Consider the following 16,170-nt stretch of genomic DNA (forward strand, 5'->3'; position numbering starts at 1 on the left):
CCTTCACTGCTTCAACGGCCGGGTGTCACCAGACCCACTGCTGGTCGAGGTTCGTGTTGCAGGTCCACTGGATGACCTTGGCGCCGTTGGTCGTGTCGCTGTTGGCGACGGCCAGGCATCTGTCGCTGTTCACGTTCCGCAGACGGTTGGCGCTGTCGTGGATCCAGCGCTGGTCCAAGTTGTCGTTGCAGGGCCACTGGATGGCCTGAGTCCCGTTGGTCACACTGCCGTTGGGCATGGCCAGGCACATCTGGCTGTTCTCGTTCGTGATCTTCACTGAGCCGGACGGCAGGGCCTCGATCTTCCACTGCTGCTCGGTGCCGTAGCCGCACGTCCACTGGATCAGGCCCGTGCCGGCCGTCTTGCTCGCGTTGGGCACGGCCAGGCACTTTCCGGTCCCGAGGTTGTCGAATCGCTGGTAGACGGCCGCCGCGTCGGCCGGCGTGGAGAAGGCCACGGCACACACGACCGTGGCGGCGGCAGCGGAGACCCGGGTGATCATCTTGATGGACATGGAGGTCAGGCCCTTTCTGTATACGTCATTCGGCATTGCATCCGTGCATGCGTGCATCCGTCAGAACTCCCCGATCAGCATGCGAGTTGATCGTTGAGGCTGTCGTTAGCTCTGAGTCCACTGAGACTTGGCGGTGGATCTACTCCTGCACGGCAAGCGCATGGAGCCGGTACTCCTTGGGCGACATCCCGTGCACGGCGCGGAAGGCGCGGGTGAAGTCGGAGGCGCGGGGCAGGCCCCAGCGGGCGGCGATGGTGTGGATCGGTGTGGCGCACAGGGCCGGGTCCGCCAGGTCACGCCGGGCGCCCTCCAGTCGACGTCGGCGGATGCAGGCCGCGACCGTCTCCCCCTGCGCCGTCTCCTGGAAGAGGCGGTGCAGGTAACTGAGGGATATGTGGTGCGCGGCGGCGATGACGGGCGGGGTCAGTCCCGGGTTGTGCAGGTTCTGCTGAATGAACGCCTGTATGCGAGCGGTCAGGGCGCTCTGCGGGGTCGCCGGTGGCAGGGCGCCCTCCGTCTCCAGCAAGTGGGCGATCCAGGCCGACAGCAGGTCAAGGAGGACCGTCCCGAGGCGCAGTGCGTCGGCCGGCCGCAGGGCCTCGGCCTGCCGGTCCAGGCCGCTGATGAAGCCCGTCAGCAGGGCGCCGATTCCCTCCCGCCCCGGCAGCCGTCTGCCCAGCAACGCCTGGTACGGGAGCACCGGCAGCAGCGCCTTGGGGACCTCGACTCCGACGACCGTCAGCAAGCCGCTGTCCCGGTCGCCGGACGCCCACAGGCCGCCCGACCGCGAGCTGTCGGCCAGGTAGATGTCGCCCGAGCCGAATGTCTCGGTCCGACCGCCGTGGTCGACAGCCGCCACGCCACTGAGGATCAGCCTCAGGTGGAGCATTTCGGGGTCCGGCTGCCGCACCGCTGTCGCGTTCCGGAGTAACCGCGTCGGTGTGAAGGACACCTGCCAGACAGTGACCGGTCCCAGCGCCACGTCTTCACACCGGAACTTCGTCCCGATCACCCCGACCCCACCCCTCCCACCCCGAATCCCCGTCAGGTGCGCGCGAGATGGATGGTGCGTCGACAAGCCCTTCTGATCGTGAACTCCAGGTGGATCCGAAGAGAAGAGATCTCCTCGGATTGTTCCTGCTGCGGAGAGCCTCCCGCCCGGCGATGGGGCGTCGGCTAGTCGTCGCCGTCGAGGAGGGTGTCGACGGAGAGGTCAAGGGTGACGCCGACGGATTCGGGGACGGGGACGGTTTGGCCTCGCTTGTAACGGGTGGGGTCGGGGTACTTGCCGTCAGCCGGGTTCCGGTAGAGAAGGACCTCGTCGTGTTTGCGGTCGGCGACAAGGTAAACGGGGATGTTTGCCCGCGCGTAGATGTCGACCTTGGTGGCCGTGTCATTGGTCCAGTTGGAGGAGGTCACCTCCAACACCAGACGGAAGACGTGTGGCGCGTAGCAGTTCTTCTCGACGAGTGCTTCTTTGTAGTCGTCGTCTACGACAGAGAAGTCCGGCACTGCGTAATCGTCCGGCCCGGTCGGCAGCCACAAGCCGATGCCCTGCACGTATCTGAGCCCCGCCTGCCTGGCCTTGATCCGCAGAAACTCCTCGATGAGCCAGGTCAGCGTCTCTTGGTGCGCCCCATCCGGCGGCGGTGTCACAACAATGCTCCCGTTGAGGATCTCCACCCGGTGCCCGGGCAGCTCCTCCCAGAGCCGGTCGGCAGCATCGGCAAGCGACGACTCGTGCAGCATCACAGCCACGGCACCCTCCTTTCGGGAACACCCTCCACGAGCGTAACCGGGGGCGGGCGATTTCCGCCCTCGATCACCCATTCGAGGGAATCGCCCAGCTCAGAAGGCATCCGAGGGAACGTAGGTGCCCCACACCTCGCGTAGGGCGTTGCACACCTCCCCCACAGTCGCCCGACCCCGCAACGCCTCCCTCATCGGGTACAGCACGTTCTCCTCCCCCTCCGCCGCCTTCTTCAGGGCGTCGAGGGCCGCGTCCACCGCCCCCTGGTCCCGCTCCGCCCGCAGCTTCGCGAGCCGTTCCGCCTGCTGGGCCTCGATGGCCGGGTCCACGCGGAGCGGCTCGTACGGCTCCTCCTCGTCCAGCTGGAAGCGGTTGACGCCGACCACGACCCGCTCGCCGGAGTCCGTCTGCTGGGCGATCCGGTAGGCGCTGCGCTCGATCTCGCCCTTCTGGAAGCCGTGCTCGATGGCCGCGACCGCGCCGCCGAGGTCCTCGACCTTCCGCATCAGCTCGACGGCCGCCGCCTCGACGTCGTCGGTCATCTTCTCGATGACGTACGAGCCCGCGAAGGGGTCGACTGTCGCCGTCACGTCCGTCTCGTACGCCAGGACCTGCTGGGTGCGCAGGGCGAGGCGGGCGCTCTTGTCCGTCGGCAGCGCGATCGCCTCGTCGAAGGAGTTGGTGTGCAGGGACTGCGTGCCGCCGAGGACCGCCGCCAGGCCCTGGACGGCGACGCGCACCAGGTTCACCTCCGGCTGCTGGGCCGTCAGTTGCACGCCCGCCGTCTGCGTGTGGAAGCGCAGCATCATCGACTTGGGGTTCTTCGCGCCGAACTCCTCCCGCATCACCCGGGCCCAGATCCTGCGCGCCGCGCGGAACTTGGCGACCTCCTCCAGGAGCGTCGTACGGGCCACGAAGAAGAAGGACAGACGGGGCGCGAAGTCGTCGACGTCCATGCCCGCCGCCACCGCCGTGCGGACGTACTCGATGCCGTCGGCGAGGGTGAAGGCGATCTCCTGCACGGGCGAGGCGCCCGCTTCGGCCATGTGGTATCCGGAGATCGAGATCGTGTTCCACTTCGGGATCTCGGCCTTGCAGTACTTGAAGATGTCGGCGATCAGGCGGAGGGAGGGCTTGGGCGGGAAGATGTACGTCCCGCGCGCGATGTACTCCTTCAGCACGTCGTTCTGGATCGTGCCGGTCAGCTCGTCGGCGCCGACGCCCTGCTCCTCCGCGACCAGCTGGTAGAGGAGCAGGAGCAGGGCCGCGGGGGCGTTGATCGTCATCGACGTCGACACCTTGTCCAGCGGGATCCCGCCGAACAGCACCCGCATGTCGTCGATCGAGTCGATCGCCACGCCCACCTTGCCGACCTCGCCGTGTGCGATCGGCGCGTCGGAGTCGTGGCCCATCTGGGTGGGCAGGTCGAAGGCGACGGAGAGGCCCATCGTGCCGTGCGCGATCAGGTCGCGGTAGCGGGCGTTGGACTCCGTCGCCGTGCCGAAGCCGGCGTACTGGCGCATCGTCCAGGGGCGGCCGGTGTACATCGTGGGGTAGACGCCGCGGGTGAAGGGGTACGCGCCGGGCTCGCCGAGCTTCTCGGAGGCGTCCCAGCCGTGCAGCGCGTCCGGCCCGTAGACCGGCTCGATGGGCAGTCCGGACTCCGACTCGCGCGTCATGGTGTGTGCCTCCGCGTTCGTTGTGCTGGCTGGTTGGTTCACCCTGTCTCCCACCATGCCCCCTGGTTCGCAACCGGTCACGCGCGGGGAACATCACTGGGGAACATCTCTGAGACGACGGGGGCCGGGATGCGTACCAGGGGCATGGGGATGATCCACGTCAGGGGCTTGCGTACACCGACGGCCGCGCTCGCCTCGGGTGCCGTGCTCGCGGTGCTGTGCGGGTGCACCGTGCAGGCCTCCGGCGAAGAGCACCGCTCACCGGTGCGCATAGAGCTCCCGAGCGGCACGCCGTCCCCGAAGTCCGCCCCGCCCGACGACAAACCGAGCGCCACGCCCACGCCCGCGGCACCCGCCGTGCTGTGGCAGCGGGGCGACGAGGGCCGTGACATACGCGAGCTCCAGGCCCGCCTGCGGCAGATCGCCTGGCTCTTCGACGGGCCGACCGGGACGTACGACGACCTGACCGAGCAGGCGGTGCGGGGCTTCCAGGGCAAGCGAGGGCTGCCGAAGACGGGGAAGACCGACGAGGTCACCTGGCAGCGGCTGCTGAAGATGACGCGCGAGCCCGGCAAGTGGGACCTGTACCTGATGGGCGGGCAGCCGGCCGACGCGCCGGACGCGCGGTGCCTGACCGGCCGGGTGCTGTGCGTCAGCAAGGCGAGCCGGACGCTGCGCTGGATGATCGACGGTCGGACGGTCCTGACGGTGCCGGTGCGGTTCGGAGCGCAGTACACACCGACACGGGAAGGTGTGTTCAGCGTCTACTGGAAGTCCCGGCACCATGTGTCGACGCTCTATGACTCGCCCATGCCGTACGCGATGTTCTTCAGCGGCGGCCAGGCGGTGCACTACTCGTCCGACTTCGCGGCCACGGGTTACGCCGGTGCCTCGCACGGCTGCGTCAACGTGGCGGACGAGCGGGCGATCGCGGAGATGTTCGCCCAGGTGAGGACCGGCGACAAGGTCGTCGTCCACTGGTGAGACGGGGAACTTCCTCGGTGCGGGAAGTGAGGGAGAAGTGGGGCGGGGGGGGGACCGGGGGAACGTGTCCCGCCCGCGCCGATGCACGAGCCGCAGGTACGGGGGGAACCCCGGCTCTGTGCGACGGCCGATGACCAGTCGGCTCACTTTCATCAGCGCCACCCGGTCCGAAAACGTCACTCCTGGCGCGAAGATTTTTCTACGAGATGCAAAATCGCAGGTCAGCGGCCTGCGACGGGAGTGACTGCGAGGAGGCCGCGGTCAGGGCGCGCTGTACCACTCAGAGGACGCCGTGCGGCTCAGAGCGCGCTGTACGACGGGCTCGGGGTCGCCGCGGCACCGTTCGTGCGGTGGCCGTCGCCCCGCCCGTGGTGCTCGTCGTCGTGCTTGCCCTTGCCTCGGCCCTTGCCCCCGTCGTGGTCGTCGTCGCCCTTGCCCTGGCCCTTGCCCTCGTCCTGGCCGTCACCGCCCTTGCCCTCGTCCTGCTGGGCGGTGGTGCTCTCGCCGGCGCCGGTCAGGACGCCCGTGCAGTACTTCCACACGCGTGCGGAACTGCCCGCCGCGCTCTCCAGGGCACGGCGGCGGTCGCGGGACAGCTGCTTGCCGTCGCGCATGTCGCGGCAGGCCGTGACGGCCTTCCGCCAGTCGCCGGACTGCCCGCCCCGGTCCTTGCCGGCGGTTTCGCGGTCCCCGGCGGGGCCACCGGGCGCGGTGTCCTCGGGGGCACCGGGACCGGTGTGGTCCTTCGAGGTGCCCTCAGGCGTGGGCTCGGCCTGCGCGCCGGTGTCCGGCGAGGGCGAGATGAGGGGGCGTTCCGGGGGCACCGCTGCCGAGACCGTGGCGGCGGGGCGGCCCGGTTCGTCGCCGCCGAACGGCGTCTTCAGGGCTCCGGTTCCGGCCGCGACCGCGACCCCGCCGACCATGCCGACGGCCAGCGCGGCGGCCAGCCCGAGCCGCACCGGACGGCCCCAGGGGGGGCGACGGGCGGCGCGGGCGGGGGTGCCGATCCGGACGAGCCCGACGTCGCCGGCCCGTGAGGCGCGGGAGCCGGAGCGGTGACCGACAGTCATGGCAACGTCGTCACGGTCCGCGCGCGCCGCGCGGAACGCCGCCAGCGCTGCGGCCTCTCCGGGGAGTTCCGCGCTGCTCGGCGGGGGTTCGACGGTCAGTGCCTCAAGGGTCTTGGCGAGCTGTTCGGCCTGGTCGCGATCGGCCGCGTCGACAGCTTCGAGTGACTCTCCGCGCAGCAATCGCTCCGCCGTTTCGCGGTCCAGCCACCTGTACTGCTCGTCGGCCATCACACATCCTTCTGCGTCCGCGTGACGCTTTGCGTCACACTCGCAGACGTCACCGCGCGGCCGCGGGTTCCTCGCTGGGGAGGCAGGGCGTCGAGGACCCCGGCCGATTCCGGATCGTCGCCGAGCAGCTCGGCGAGCCGCTTCAGGCCACGGTGCGCGGCGGTCCGTACGGCACCCGGACGCTTGCCCAGCGTCTCCGCGGCCGTCTTGGCGTCGAGCCCCACGACCACGCGCAGGACGACGGCCTCGGCCTGGTCCTGCGGCAGCCGTGCGATGAGGGAGAGGGTGCCGTCGGTGGCCAGGGCCTCCATGGCCTCGCCCGCGGTGTCCGACTCGGCGGCCTTCCCGGTCAGCTCCGTCTCGTCGCCGCCGATGGCGGGGCGGCGGCCGCGCATGCGTATGTGGTCCAGCGCACGGTTGCGGGCTATTCGGGCGGCCCAGCCGCGGAAGCGGTCCGCGTCCCCGCTGAACCGGTCCAGGTCACGGGCTATCTGCAGCCACGCCTCCGACGCCACGTCCTCGGCGTCGGGGTCGCCGACCAGCGTCCGTACGTACCCGAGCAGCCGCGGGTGCACGGATCGGTACACAGTCCGGAACGCGGTCTCGTCCCCGTCCTGTGCCGCAAGCACCGCGGCTGTCAGCTCCGCGTCGTCCCCCAGCACTGGTGGTGGTGCCCTTCTTTGCGCCCAAGCCGGCGCCGCTCTCGCGGACCGGAATTCTCGCCGTCGTGGTTCCTCTTAATGACTACGGTCCAAGGTCGCTGGTCCGTCGGGTGGTCTTTTCTCCTCCGCCGTCGGCGCGAAAGGCACGTTACGGCGTGAAAGCGCTGCTCGTCCATGTCCGTACAACATGCAACTACCTGGGAATCCGCGAAGTGGGCGCCCAGGTGTGACAGAAAACGCAGTCCCGGCGCTGTAGAGAGTACGGGCCGCCGCGCGGCCCGTGCCGCGCGACGGCCGGGGCCTCTCCTGTGGGGGGTGGCGGCCCCGGCCGTCTCGCGCATGGCTCCCTCTTGTCTCCCGCATGTCTCGCTTGGACCGGATTGTCCGCGGCGCGGGGCCTGACCTGTCTTTGGTTGACGACGTGCAGTCAGCGATGCCACGGTGAAGCGGCGTCACCAATGGGGCGCTTGTACCGCCAACTCCCCGCTGACCACGGGGAGAACAAAGGGGAAACATGCTTCACAACACTGCCGTCAAGGCAGCACTGTCCGCTGCTGTCGTCATACCGGCTCTGCTGATCCCGGCAGCCGGTTCCGCGTCCGCCGCGTCCGCGTCCGTCGCCTCCCCCTCATCGGGGCAGACCGTCACACCCCGGGCCGACAGCTATGACGCCAAGTGCAGGAGCCACAGCCGCAACTACGTGCTGAAGAAGTACTACCGCCAGGTGCCCGTCGGTCCCCCGACCTTCTACACCCTGCGCTGCGGCACCAGCACGTGGGGCTGGAAGCACATCAAGGCGCGGCACGGCTGGAACAGCACGATGGACCGGAAGATCAGCGCCGCCATCGGGTCCGGGGACGCCAATGGCCGCGGCGGTTACTCCACCTACACCAATCAGTGCCCGGGCGGGCGAGTGGAGAAGTTCCGCACCATCCTCGGCACCCCGGCCGGGAACAACGACCTCCTGACCGCGTACAAGGTGGACCAGCGGGCCGCCGGCGCCGTTCGCTGCTGAGCTCGGTGTCGGGGGTGCGGGCCGAGGTGAAAGGGTGGTTGACCGCTGTGGAGGAACAGACACCGGCCGAGCAGGCCCTGAGCCGCTCGTACGTCACCGCTGACGGGCTCCGGTTCGACGTCGTCGACATGACGGTCGAGCACCGTCCGGACCGCGGCGCGACGTTGACGTACCGGCTGACCGTGGGCCGCCGGGACCACCCGGACGAACGCTGGGTCGTCACTCTCCCCTGGGACGACAAGTCCTGGGCGGATGTGCTCACCTCGCCCGCGCCCCCTCCCGACCGGCTGCGGCAGCTCGTGCACCTCGTACACGCCCATCTGGAAGAGTGGTGGGACACGAAGGGACACAACCGGCAGTCGGCAAAGATGGGACGGCGGCTCACCTGACCCGTCCCGCCCACGCGGCCGGCGCCACCCCTTCGGGAAGGACGACAGGAGCGGTCAGTGCTCCTCGCCCCGTGCGTCAGTTCTTCGTCCTGCTCCCGGGGGCCTTGTCGGCCTGGTCGCCGCCCGCGCCGCTGTTCGCGCTGCCCGCGCCGCTCTCCGCACTGTCGGAGTTGCCCGTGTTATCGGCGTTGTCGGCATTGCCGTCGGCACCGCTCGTCGCGTCGGCACCGTTCGCCGCATTGCCGTCGGCGCCGTTCGCCGCGTCGTCCGCTCCGCGGCCCGGTGTGGCCGCCTGGCTCGGCCTGCTCGTGGGCGTCACCCGGGCCAGCTGCTCGGCGCAGTACGCGGCCACCTTGTCCGCGCCGCCCGCCTCCGTGACCAGCCGCTGCCAGGCCGTCGAGTCCAGCGCCTCGCCGCGGCCCCCGACCTTGTCGTAGGCACGGCACTTGGCCTCGGTGTCCTGCGCGGCGGCGGGGTGGTCGGGCTTGCCGGAGGCGGTGCCGGACGCCACGGAGGAGGGCCCGGTGGCCGGCCGGCCGGAGGCGCCGGCCGACGGGGTGGGCCTGCCCTTGTCACCGGCATCGTCCGGCGCGTCGGAGGAGCCGATCGCCGCGAACGCCACACCGCCCAGCGTCAGGCTCGCGACGAACAGGGACAGCGCGGTCTTCAGCGACCGCGCCAGCCGCCGCTGCTCACGGGACCGCCAGTCGTCCCGGCGCCGACTGCGCCCCCGGTGGGCCCCGGCTGCCCGGGCGGCCCGGAACGCGGCCACGGCACGCTGCTCGCCCTCGGTGTCCACGGGGTGCCCGCGCAGCACGGCGGCGGAGAGCAGCGCCTCCAGCTCGGCGTCGTCGAGCGTCAGGGCCCGGCCGGACACGTGACCGTAGGCCGTGCCGTCAGGGTGCACACGCCGACGGCCGGGGGCTCCACCGCCGCTCTGCTGTTCACCCATGTGCGTTTCCGTTCCTGTCGACCTGCTCTGGCTGCCGTTACGGCCCTTGGTCCCCCCACGTCGTACGTGATCTACGTGACCTGTATGACTGCTGTGGCTCACAAGCTCGTAGAGCCTGTACGTCCCCCGCGTCCGTACGACTCATCGCGCCGTTCATTTCGATTCCCCCAGCGTCCGGGGGCCGCCATCCGTCACACCTGCGGCGCCCAGCTGCTTGGCGAGGCGCTTCAGGCCCCGGTGCGCGGCCGTCCGCACCGCGCCCGGGCGCTTGCCGAGGACGCGGGCCGCGGCGGGTGCGTCGAGGCCGACGACGACCCGCAGCAGCACCGCCTCGGCCTGGTCCCGCGGCAGTCCCCGGAGCAGCTCCAGGGCGTGCGCGGTGGAGAGCGACTCCAGCGCCTGCTCGTGCGTGCTGTCCGGACCGGGCAGGTCCAGTACGTCCTGTTCCAGCGCCGACGACCGTGGCCGTACTTTCTGCCGGCGCAGATGGTCCAGCGCCCGGTGCCGGGCGATGGTCGCCGTCCAGCCCCGGAACCCGGCTCCGTCGCCCTTGAACCGGCCGAGGTCCCGGGCGATCTCCAGCCAGGCGTCGGACGCCACGTCCTCCGCGTCGCCCCCGACCAGTCCGCGCAGGTACCCGAGCAGTCCGGGCTGCACCAGCCGGTACGCGACCGCGAACGCGGCCTCGTCGCCTTCCTGGGCCCTCGCGACAGCCGCGCCCAATTCCTCGTCGTGCGCGTGCACGCGGCGAGGTTTCCCTCCGTGGCCCAAGAACTGTCCTCGTCCGTACCGGTTCGTGACGAATCCGCACCTTGCGGCACGCCCACGTTGTCGACGTCCCTCCACGCACAACAGCGCCAGGATTCACAGAAGTGTCACAGCGTGGGCGTCGCCGCTTCCTCCGGCAGCACGACGTCCCCTTCGTAGGGCCCCGAGGTCCGCTCGGTCACCTCCTGGGCATAGCGGATGCCCTGGGTTCCGTACGGGATACGCAGGACGCACCGGAACGTGTGCGAAGTGACCTGGTACGTGGAGGGGTCGAGGACGAGCGTCTCCTCGGCGCGCTCCACCGTGATCGCGCTCTCCGGTGCGGTGACGCCGGCCACGCGCAACTGCTCGAGCGTCGGGGCGAGTTCGCGCAGGGCCTTGCGTACGACGCCCTGGTCCCGGACGGCGGGCAGCGCGGCGGACGTCGTACGGACGCGCAGCCGGACGGTCCGGTCCGAGGCGGTGAGGGAGACGGCGTCGCCGTAGTCCTCGAACGCGTCGAGGGCGCCCATCGGGTCCTCGACCTTGTCCGCGATCTCCGGGTCGGCGAGGGGCCCGTGCCGCCAGGCGGCGTCGCCGTCCTTGACGTACCCGACGCCGTCGACGACGTAGAGCGTCTCCGGCTTGGTCACGCCCTTGCTGCTCCGGCTGCTGCCGACGGAGTGCAGCGCCCATGCCGCGCCGGTGGTCCTCTCCATCGTCGCGGAGTAGGTGGCGCCACTGGTCTGCCCCTGGAGGGTCAGGTCCTCGCTTCCCTTCACGGTGAACCGCCAGCCCTTCCGGGCGGCCATCGCCTCCTCGGCCAGGGCGAGGAACTCGGCGGAGGTCTCGGGGGCGGTGGCGGAGGGGGATTCGACGGGGGCGGGTGCGGCCGCCCGGCGGCTCGGTCCGGCGGGCGGCGCGTCGTCCGCCGCGCACCCGGTGAGGGCGGCGGAGAGGATGAGCGCGGCCGTCGCCGCGAGGCGTGTTCTCATGCCACGGCTCTCCGTGCCCGCCCGTGCAGGGTCAGATAGAAGATCTGCAGGGACTCCTTGGGGCCGCCGAGCTCAAAGCGGTTGAGGACCTTGCCGAGCGGGTTCCAGACCCGCCCGTCCGGCATGCGCACTCCGACCCGCTGGCCGAAGTAGGCGCACTGGTCGGCGTCGAAGTCCACCCACACCGCGCCCGCCCGGCGCACCAGGACCTCGCCGACGTACGCCCCGAGCCCCAACAGCGTCTTGCGCGCCCGCTCCCGGTCCGCGCCGCCCTTGCGCAGTCCGTCGATCAGGAAGTCGACGATGCGCAGGCTGGCCACCGAGTAGTCCAGCGGCAGCCGCTGCCTGGCGGTGACGCCCGTGACGAAGTCCGCGGCGTACGGTCCCATCTCGTGGGCGCCCGGCACCCGTTCGTCCACTGTGCTCATGGGACCCCACCCCTTTGCTCGGCCGGCGGAGGCACTCCTGCCGGTCCCTCCGTTGACCAAGCGGACGTCGCCTCATGAGCATCACGGGTAACGGGCGTGTTCATTCACACACAGCAAAGTCACAGGACACGTACAACCTTTCGACTTCTCGTGTGTCAGCGCGGTCGACGTCGAGCCGTTGCGGTGACCCCGTACAACCATTCCGGCTGATCGGGGGTCAGAGACCTTGCCGCGCAACCGCCCTGACGGCGGGAAACTCCGCACAGCCAACCCTCAGGAATGGCATACGATGCGCGCGCCCCGTCATAAAGTTCGCGTAAGAGGATGTACACGTCATGTCAATCCGTAGCCCTTTCCGTTCCGTTCGTGGCATATCTGCCGCCGTCGCCCTGCTCGCGATCGGCGCGGCGGGCTGCTCGGATGTCTCGGACGCCGTCGACAGTGCCAAGGACGGCGCGAAGAAGGTGGCCCGCCAGCGGTCGGTGTTCTCGCTGGAGATCGGTGACTGCTACAACCCGAACACCAAGGGCGAGGGCGAGGAGATGCTCGTCGAGATCGTGCCCTGCGACGAGGCGCACACGGGTCAGGTCGCCGGCGAGTTCAAGATCGACGACGAGAAGGCCTACCCCGGCGACGACGCGGTCGCGGCGATCGCCGACGACCGATGCCCCGTCGAGACGGGGAAGTTCGCCCCGGACACCTGGGCTCTCCCCAAGGGGGTCGCCATCCTCTACTACCACCCGACCAAGGAGAGCTGGTCGACCGGCGACCGCACCGTGACCTGCACCTACAGCAAGGAATCGGGCACGTTCACCGGCTCGCTGAAGGCCGACGCGAAGACCTTGAAGTCCGAGCAGATCGCGTATCTGAAGGGCTCGAACGCCGTTTACGACGCTTTCTGGGCGAACCAGTCCGAAAAGGATGTCGAGGACGACCTGGCCGGTTACAAGTCGCAGGCCAAGGCCATCGCCACCGCCCTCGACGCACACCTCGCGAGCCTGAAGGGCATCGACGGCACGGAGGTCGGCAAGCTCCGCGAGCAGCTGACGAAGACGGCCCAGAGCTGGAAGAAGGCCGCGAACGCCGCCGACGCCGACGCGTTCTACATCGCCTACGACCCGGCCTTCACCGGCCTCGACCCGAACAAGACGGTCGCCGCCCGCAAGGAGCTGGGCCTGGCCACCACCGTCCCGGCCGACGACGCCGAGGTCTGGGCGAGCTGACACCCTTCCCCACCAGCGGGGCCGCGTCCGTCGACGGACGCGGCCCCGCCCCTCGTCGGCAGTGGTGACGGTTCCCGCGTCTGGTGCGCTGTGTGTAGATGCCACCTGTGTGACAGGTGATGCGACCGTGACCATTTACTAGGGGTGGGACAGTTGAGTCCTCGCAGGACCCATGCGTACAAACCGCTCAGCATCAAGAGACGGGCGTGGCTGACGGTGGGAGCCGTCGTGCTGAGCGGTGCCGGTGTCGTGACGTACGCCATCGCGGAGCCGTCCGCGCCGGCCGACGCCAAGCGGGAGACCCGCAAGCCGTCCATCCACACGCTCGGGCTCAAGGACCGCGGCTCGGGCCGCAAGGGTCTGGCCAAGCAGGACACCGACCGCTTCAGCGCGGTCGTACTGACCTGGAACGACCCCGAGACGCAGGCCAAGGGCACGCCCGAGGTACGCACCCGGGACACCGAGACCGGCAAGTGGTCCGGTTGGCAGAAGGTCGCCCTCGACCAGAGCCAGGCGGACGGCGCGGAGGCCGCACGGGCGGCCCTGCGCGGCGGTACGGAGTCGGTGTGGACCGGTGACTCCGACGGCATCGAAGTGCGCATCGTGAACGCGGACGGCACCGAGGTGGGCGGCCAGCCGGCCGGCATGGACGTCAGGCTGCTCGACCCCGGAACGGATCCGAAGGGCGCGATACGCCCGGCCGCGTTCGCGGCGGAGGAGACCACGACGCCGGCCACGGATCCGGCGCCGACGGACCCCGGCACTCCGACGGACACGGCCACACCCACGGACCCGGGCACGCCGACCGACCCGGCCTCGGCGCCCGGCACCCCGGCGCCCACGGACACCCCCTCGGCGACCGGAACGCCCACCGGCTCCCCGTCCCCGACCGCCTCCCCCACCCCCACCTCCACGGTCCCCGCGCCCCGGCCCTCGACGGTCGTCAAGCCGCCGGTCATCACGCAGGCCGAGTGGGGCGCGTCCACGGACTACGACGGCACGCCCGAGTACGGCACCGAGATCAAGGCCGCCGTCATCCACCACACCGGCGTCGACAGCGACAACGGCCTGTCCTGCGCCGAGTCCAGGGCCCGGATGCGCACCATCCAGCAGGAGCACTTCTCCCGCGGCTACTTCGACATCGGCTACAACTTCGTCGTCGACCGGTGCGGCCAGATCTTCGAGGGCCGCAGCGGCGGCATGGACCTGCCGGTGATCGGCGCGCACGACGCCGGGTTCAACACCAACACGGTCGGCATCTCCTACATCGGCAACTTCGAGTCGGCCAAGCCCAGCCGCGCCGGCCTGGACGCGATCTCCCGGATCGTGGCCTGGAAGTTCGGGATGTACGGCATCGACCCGACCGGCAAGGTGGCGCTGACGTCCGGCGTGGACCAGGGCTACAGCGGCAACAAGATCCCGAAGGGCACGTCGGTCACGTTGCCGCGCGTCTTCGGCCACCGGGACACCAACTCCACGGCCTGCCCGGGCGCCAACCTCTACCCCAAGCTCAGCCGGATCGCCCAGGTCGCCAAGACCCCGGGCATCTCGCACGCCCTGGCCACCTCGGACTACAACCGTGACGGCCTCACCGACCTGGTCACCGGCACGCCCCGCGCGCTGAGCTACGGCGGCACCCTCACCGTCGTCCCGGGCGGCATCGACGGCCCGGTCACCGCCTCGAAGCGGACGATCACCCAGAACAGCACCGGTGTGCCCGGCTCCCACGAGTCCGGCGACAACTTCGGGGCCTCGACGGCGTGGGGCGACGTCAACGGCGACGGCTACGCCGACCTCGCGATCGGCGCGCCCGGCGAGGACGACACCAGCGGCCACGCCGACCGCGGTTCGGTCACGGTGCTGTACGGCCCGGGCCTCGACTCCGGCTTCACGTACACCACGTCGGGCAACGTCACGGCGACCGGCGCCAAGCTCGGCTCCACGGTGGCCGTCGGCGACTTCAACGGCGACGGCAAGGCGGACGTGTTCGCGGCCGGCACCGGCAAGGGCGGCAACTGGAACGCGCGGCTGACCGGCGGCGCGACGGCGACCGGCACGCTGACCTCCGCCACGGGTGCGGTGGCCCACCTGGACGCCGCGACCGGCGACTTCAACCGGGACGGCTATGCGGACGTCGCCCTCAACTACCGCGACACCGGCGGCATCGGCCGCGTCCTGCGCTTCGCGGGCTCGGCGACCGGCCTCACCAAGGCCGGTGTGATCTCCGTCAAGGGCGGCCGCTCCATCGCCGCGGGCGACGTCAACGGCAACGGCTACGACGACATCGTCATCGGCCAGCCGGTCGCGTCGGAGTCGGGCGGCCTGTCGGGCGGTCAGATCACGATGGTCCCCGGCACGTCGACGGGCTTCACCACCACCGGCATGACGACGATCCACCAGGACACGGCGTACGTCCCGGGCGGCAACGAGTCCGGTGACCTGTTCGGCGCCTCGGTCTCGGTCGGCGACTACAACGCCGACGGCTACGCGGACGCCCTGGCCGGCGCCCCCGGTGAGGACCTCGCCCGCAGCGGCGTGAACTACGCCAACGCGGGCGACGCGGTCCTGGTCAAGGGCACATCCTCCGGACTGACCGGTTCGGGCTCGGTCGCGATCTCCCAGGACACCTCCGGCGTCGCCGGCACCGCGGAGGCCGGTGACCTGTTCGGCTCCTCGGTGTCGCTGACCGACCTGTCGGGCTACGGCCGCGCGGACCTGACGTTCGGCGCGGAGGGCGAGGACGGCACGGACGGCATCGTCCTGTACCTGCCGAGCAACAGCTCGGGCCTCGGCTACTCCCAGGCGGTCATCTACAGCAAGACCGCTCTGGGCACCCCGACCGACGCCCACCTGGGCCAGACGCTGACGCCGTAGCGACGCCGTCACCCGCCAAGGGCATCTGACCCGGCCGGGACCCCACCCATTCACGGGGTCCCGGCCGGGTCATGCTCGACGCCGTCGCGCTACCACCGCGACGGCTCCCGCGACTGCCCCCGCGTCGCGTCCCGGCACAGCAACCGCAGCGACCCGTCGCCCGCGAAACACCGCCGGGCCTCGTCGATCGGATCCCACAGCCGCCCGTCCGGCGTACGGACCCAGTGCTCGCCGCCCGACGCCCACCACTCCGCACCGGTCTGACGGACGATCACCTCACCGGCGTACGCACCGAGACCACGCAGCGTGGTCTCCACGGCGGCATACGGCGTTCCCTCGTCGCGCAGGCCGTCGATCATCCGGTCGACCCGCCACAGGCTCTGCGCCGAGTAGTCGAGCCGCAGCCGCGCTCCCTCGCGCATCACCGCCACCGCGTCCGCCGCCCACCGCACCGGCTTCGTCGCAGCTGAGGGCCTGGTTTCCTGCTGAGTCGTCACACTGGGGAGAGCGTGACCGCACAGCTTTTCGTCACCCGGATCCGGGGGCTGCCCGGGACCGGTGCAGGACCGCCGCACCTCCGCCCCACGACGCCCACAGGACTCCCTCAGGAACCAGGTTTACCGGAACCAGGTTTACGCGAGTGTCCATGCTGACGCGAGA

At 70.5% G+C, this 16,170-nt stretch carries 15 protein-coding genes and 1 pseudogene; 5 read left to right on the top strand and 11 right to left on the bottom strand.

Annotated elements, in window-relative coordinates; translation table 11 throughout:
- Positions 1–25: 25 nt before the first annotated feature.
- The 4 genes and pseudogenes from ACZ7L6_RS13380 to ACZ7L6_RS13395 all read right to left on the bottom strand — a co-directional run bounded on the left by ACZ7L6_RS13380 (position 26) and on the right by ACZ7L6_RS13395 (position 3,943).
- Positions 26–514 carry an RICIN domain-containing protein gene (locus ACZ7L6_RS13380; protein ID WP_471923155.1) on the bottom strand — a complete coding sequence of 163 codons (489 nt, stop codon included), beginning with the start codon at positions 512–514 and terminating at the stop codon, positions 26–28.
- A gap of 139 nt (positions 515–653) precedes the next feature.
- Positions 654–1,496 (bottom strand): annotated as a pseudogene (locus ACZ7L6_RS13385) (helix-turn-helix domain-containing protein); the annotation flags it as partial.
- Positions 1,497–1,690: 194 nt separating this feature from the next.
- Positions 1,691–2,263 (bottom strand): Uma2 family endonuclease, encoded by a 573-nt coding sequence (locus ACZ7L6_RS13390; RefSeq protein ID WP_471923407.1) that lies wholly within the window; start codon positions 2,261–2,263, stop codon positions 1,691–1,693.
- Positions 2,264–2,362: 99 nt separating this feature from the next.
- Positions 2,363–3,943, bottom strand: coding sequence for an acyl-CoA mutase large subunit family protein (locus ACZ7L6_RS13395; RefSeq protein ID WP_471923157.1), 1,581 nt, complete (start codon positions 3,941–3,943; stop codon positions 2,363–2,365).
- A gap of 150 nt (positions 3,944–4,093) precedes the next feature.
- Here ACZ7L6_RS13395 and ACZ7L6_RS13400 point away from each other — a divergent pair, with 150 nt between their 5' ends.
- Complete coding sequence (locus tag ACZ7L6_RS13400) at positions 4,094–4,927, top strand: L,D-transpeptidase family protein (RefSeq protein WP_471923159.1); 834 nt, start codon at positions 4,094–4,096, stop codon at positions 4,925–4,927.
- Between the two features lie 299 nt (positions 4,928–5,226).
- On the opposite strand, the gene ACZ7L6_RS13405 is transcribed toward ACZ7L6_RS13400, so the two are convergent.
- Positions 5,227–6,225: a hypothetical protein gene (locus ACZ7L6_RS13405; RefSeq protein WP_471923161.1), complete on the bottom strand. Its 999-nt coding sequence runs from the start codon at positions 6,223–6,225 to the stop codon at positions 5,227–5,229.
- Positions 6,225–6,887, bottom strand: a complete 663-nt coding sequence (locus ACZ7L6_RS13410; protein WP_471923163.1) for an RNA polymerase sigma factor — start codon at positions 6,885–6,887, stop codon at positions 6,225–6,227. Before ACZ7L6_RS13410 ends, ACZ7L6_RS13405 begins: the two co-directional genes overlap by 1 nt.
- Before the next feature lie 514 nt (positions 6,888–7,401).
- On the opposite strand from ACZ7L6_RS13410, the gene ACZ7L6_RS13415 reads away from it, so the two are divergent.
- Together ACZ7L6_RS13415 and ACZ7L6_RS13420 are read left to right on the top strand one after the other, a co-directional pair.
- Positions 7,402–7,902, top strand: a complete 501-nt coding sequence (locus ACZ7L6_RS13415) for a hypothetical protein (protein WP_471923165.1) — start codon at positions 7,402–7,404, stop codon at positions 7,900–7,902.
- Positions 7,903–7,940: 38 nt separating this feature from the next.
- Positions 7,941–8,291: a hypothetical protein gene (locus ACZ7L6_RS13420; protein ID WP_471923168.1), complete on the top strand. Its 351-nt coding sequence runs from the start codon at positions 7,941–7,943 to the stop codon at positions 8,289–8,291.
- Positions 8,292–8,367: 76 nt separating this feature from the next.
- Here the strand turns inward: ACZ7L6_RS13420 and ACZ7L6_RS13425 are convergent, their stop codons facing one another.
- The 4 genes from ACZ7L6_RS13425 to ACZ7L6_RS13440 all read right to left on the bottom strand — a co-directional run bounded on the left by ACZ7L6_RS13425 (position 8,368) and on the right by ACZ7L6_RS13440 (position 11,413).
- Complete coding sequence (locus tag ACZ7L6_RS13425; protein WP_471923170.1) at positions 8,368–9,243, bottom strand: hypothetical protein; 876 nt, start codon at positions 9,241–9,243, stop codon at positions 8,368–8,370.
- 153 nt (positions 9,244–9,396) lie between these two features.
- Positions 9,397–10,014, bottom strand: coding sequence for an RNA polymerase sigma factor (locus ACZ7L6_RS13430; RefSeq protein ID WP_471923172.1), 618 nt, complete (start codon positions 10,012–10,014; stop codon positions 9,397–9,399).
- A 104-nt stretch (positions 10,015–10,118) separates the two neighbouring features.
- A complete protein-coding gene (locus tag ACZ7L6_RS13435; RefSeq protein ID WP_471923174.1) occupies positions 10,119–10,985 on the bottom strand; it encodes a hypothetical protein in 867 nt (288 codons plus the stop codon).
- On the bottom strand, positions 10,982–11,413 hold the full coding sequence (locus tag ACZ7L6_RS13440) for a hypothetical protein (RefSeq protein WP_471923176.1): 432 nt from the start codon (positions 11,411–11,413) through the stop codon (positions 10,982–10,984). Before ACZ7L6_RS13440 ends, ACZ7L6_RS13435 begins: the two co-directional genes overlap by 4 nt.
- Before the next feature lie 335 nt (positions 11,414–11,748).
- Between ACZ7L6_RS13440 and ACZ7L6_RS13445 the strand changes: the two genes are divergently transcribed.
- On the top strand, positions 11,749–12,636 hold the full coding sequence (locus ACZ7L6_RS13445; protein WP_471923178.1) for a septum formation family protein: 888 nt from the start codon (positions 11,749–11,751) through the stop codon (positions 12,634–12,636).
- A 153-nt stretch (positions 12,637–12,789) separates the two neighbouring features.
- Positions 12,790–15,510 (top strand): FG-GAP-like repeat-containing protein, encoded by a 2,721-nt coding sequence (locus ACZ7L6_RS13450; RefSeq protein WP_471923180.1) that lies wholly within the window; start codon positions 12,790–12,792, stop codon positions 15,508–15,510.
- An 89-nt stretch (positions 15,511–15,599) separates the two neighbouring features.
- Here ACZ7L6_RS13450 and ACZ7L6_RS13455 read toward each other — a convergent pair whose 3' ends face one another.
- A complete protein-coding gene (locus ACZ7L6_RS13455) occupies positions 15,600–16,007 on the bottom strand; it encodes a hypothetical protein (protein WP_471923182.1) in 408 nt (135 codons plus the stop codon).
- Positions 16,008–16,170 lie beyond the last annotated feature (163 nt).

This window comes from Streptomyces sp. NPDC107522 (assembly GCF_055657525.1).

What these genes read in the sequence shown, in the direction of transcription:
- ACZ7L6_RS13380 (WP_471923155.1), bottom strand. Translation starts at nt 514, where the DNA reads ATGTCCATCAAGATGATCACCCGGGTCTCCGCTGCCGCCGCCACGGTC.
- ACZ7L6_RS13390 (WP_471923407.1), bottom strand. Translation starts at nt 2,263, where the DNA reads ATGCTGCACGAGTCGTCGCTTGCCGATGCTGCCGACCGGCTCTGGGAG.
- ACZ7L6_RS13395 (WP_471923157.1), bottom strand. Translation starts at nt 3,943, where the DNA reads ATGACGCGCGAGTCGGAGTCCGGACTGCCCATCGAGCCGGTCTACGGG.
- ACZ7L6_RS13400 (WP_471923159.1), top strand. Translation starts at nt 4,094, where the DNA reads ATGATCCACGTCAGGGGCTTGCGTACACCGACGGCCGCGCTCGCCTCG.
- ACZ7L6_RS13405 (WP_471923161.1), bottom strand. Translation starts at nt 6,225, where the DNA reads ATGGCCGACGAGCAGTACAGGTGGCTGGACCGCGAAACGGCGGAGCGA.
- ACZ7L6_RS13415 (WP_471923165.1), top strand. Translation starts at nt 7,402, where the DNA reads ATGCTTCACAACACTGCCGTCAAGGCAGCACTGTCCGCTGCTGTCGTC.
- ACZ7L6_RS13425 (WP_471923170.1), bottom strand. Translation starts at nt 9,243, where the DNA reads ATGGGTGAACAGCAGAGCGGCGGTGGAGCCCCCGGCCGTCGGCGTGTG.
- ACZ7L6_RS13435 (WP_471923174.1), bottom strand. Translation starts at nt 10,985, where the DNA reads ATGAGAACACGCCTCGCGGCGACGGCCGCGCTCATCCTCTCCGCCGCC.
- ACZ7L6_RS13440 (WP_471923176.1), bottom strand. Translation starts at nt 11,413, where the DNA reads ATGAGCACAGTGGACGAACGGGTGCCGGGCGCCCACGAGATGGGACCG.
- ACZ7L6_RS13445 (WP_471923178.1), top strand. Translation starts at nt 11,749, where the DNA reads ATGTCAATCCGTAGCCCTTTCCGTTCCGTTCGTGGCATATCTGCCGCC.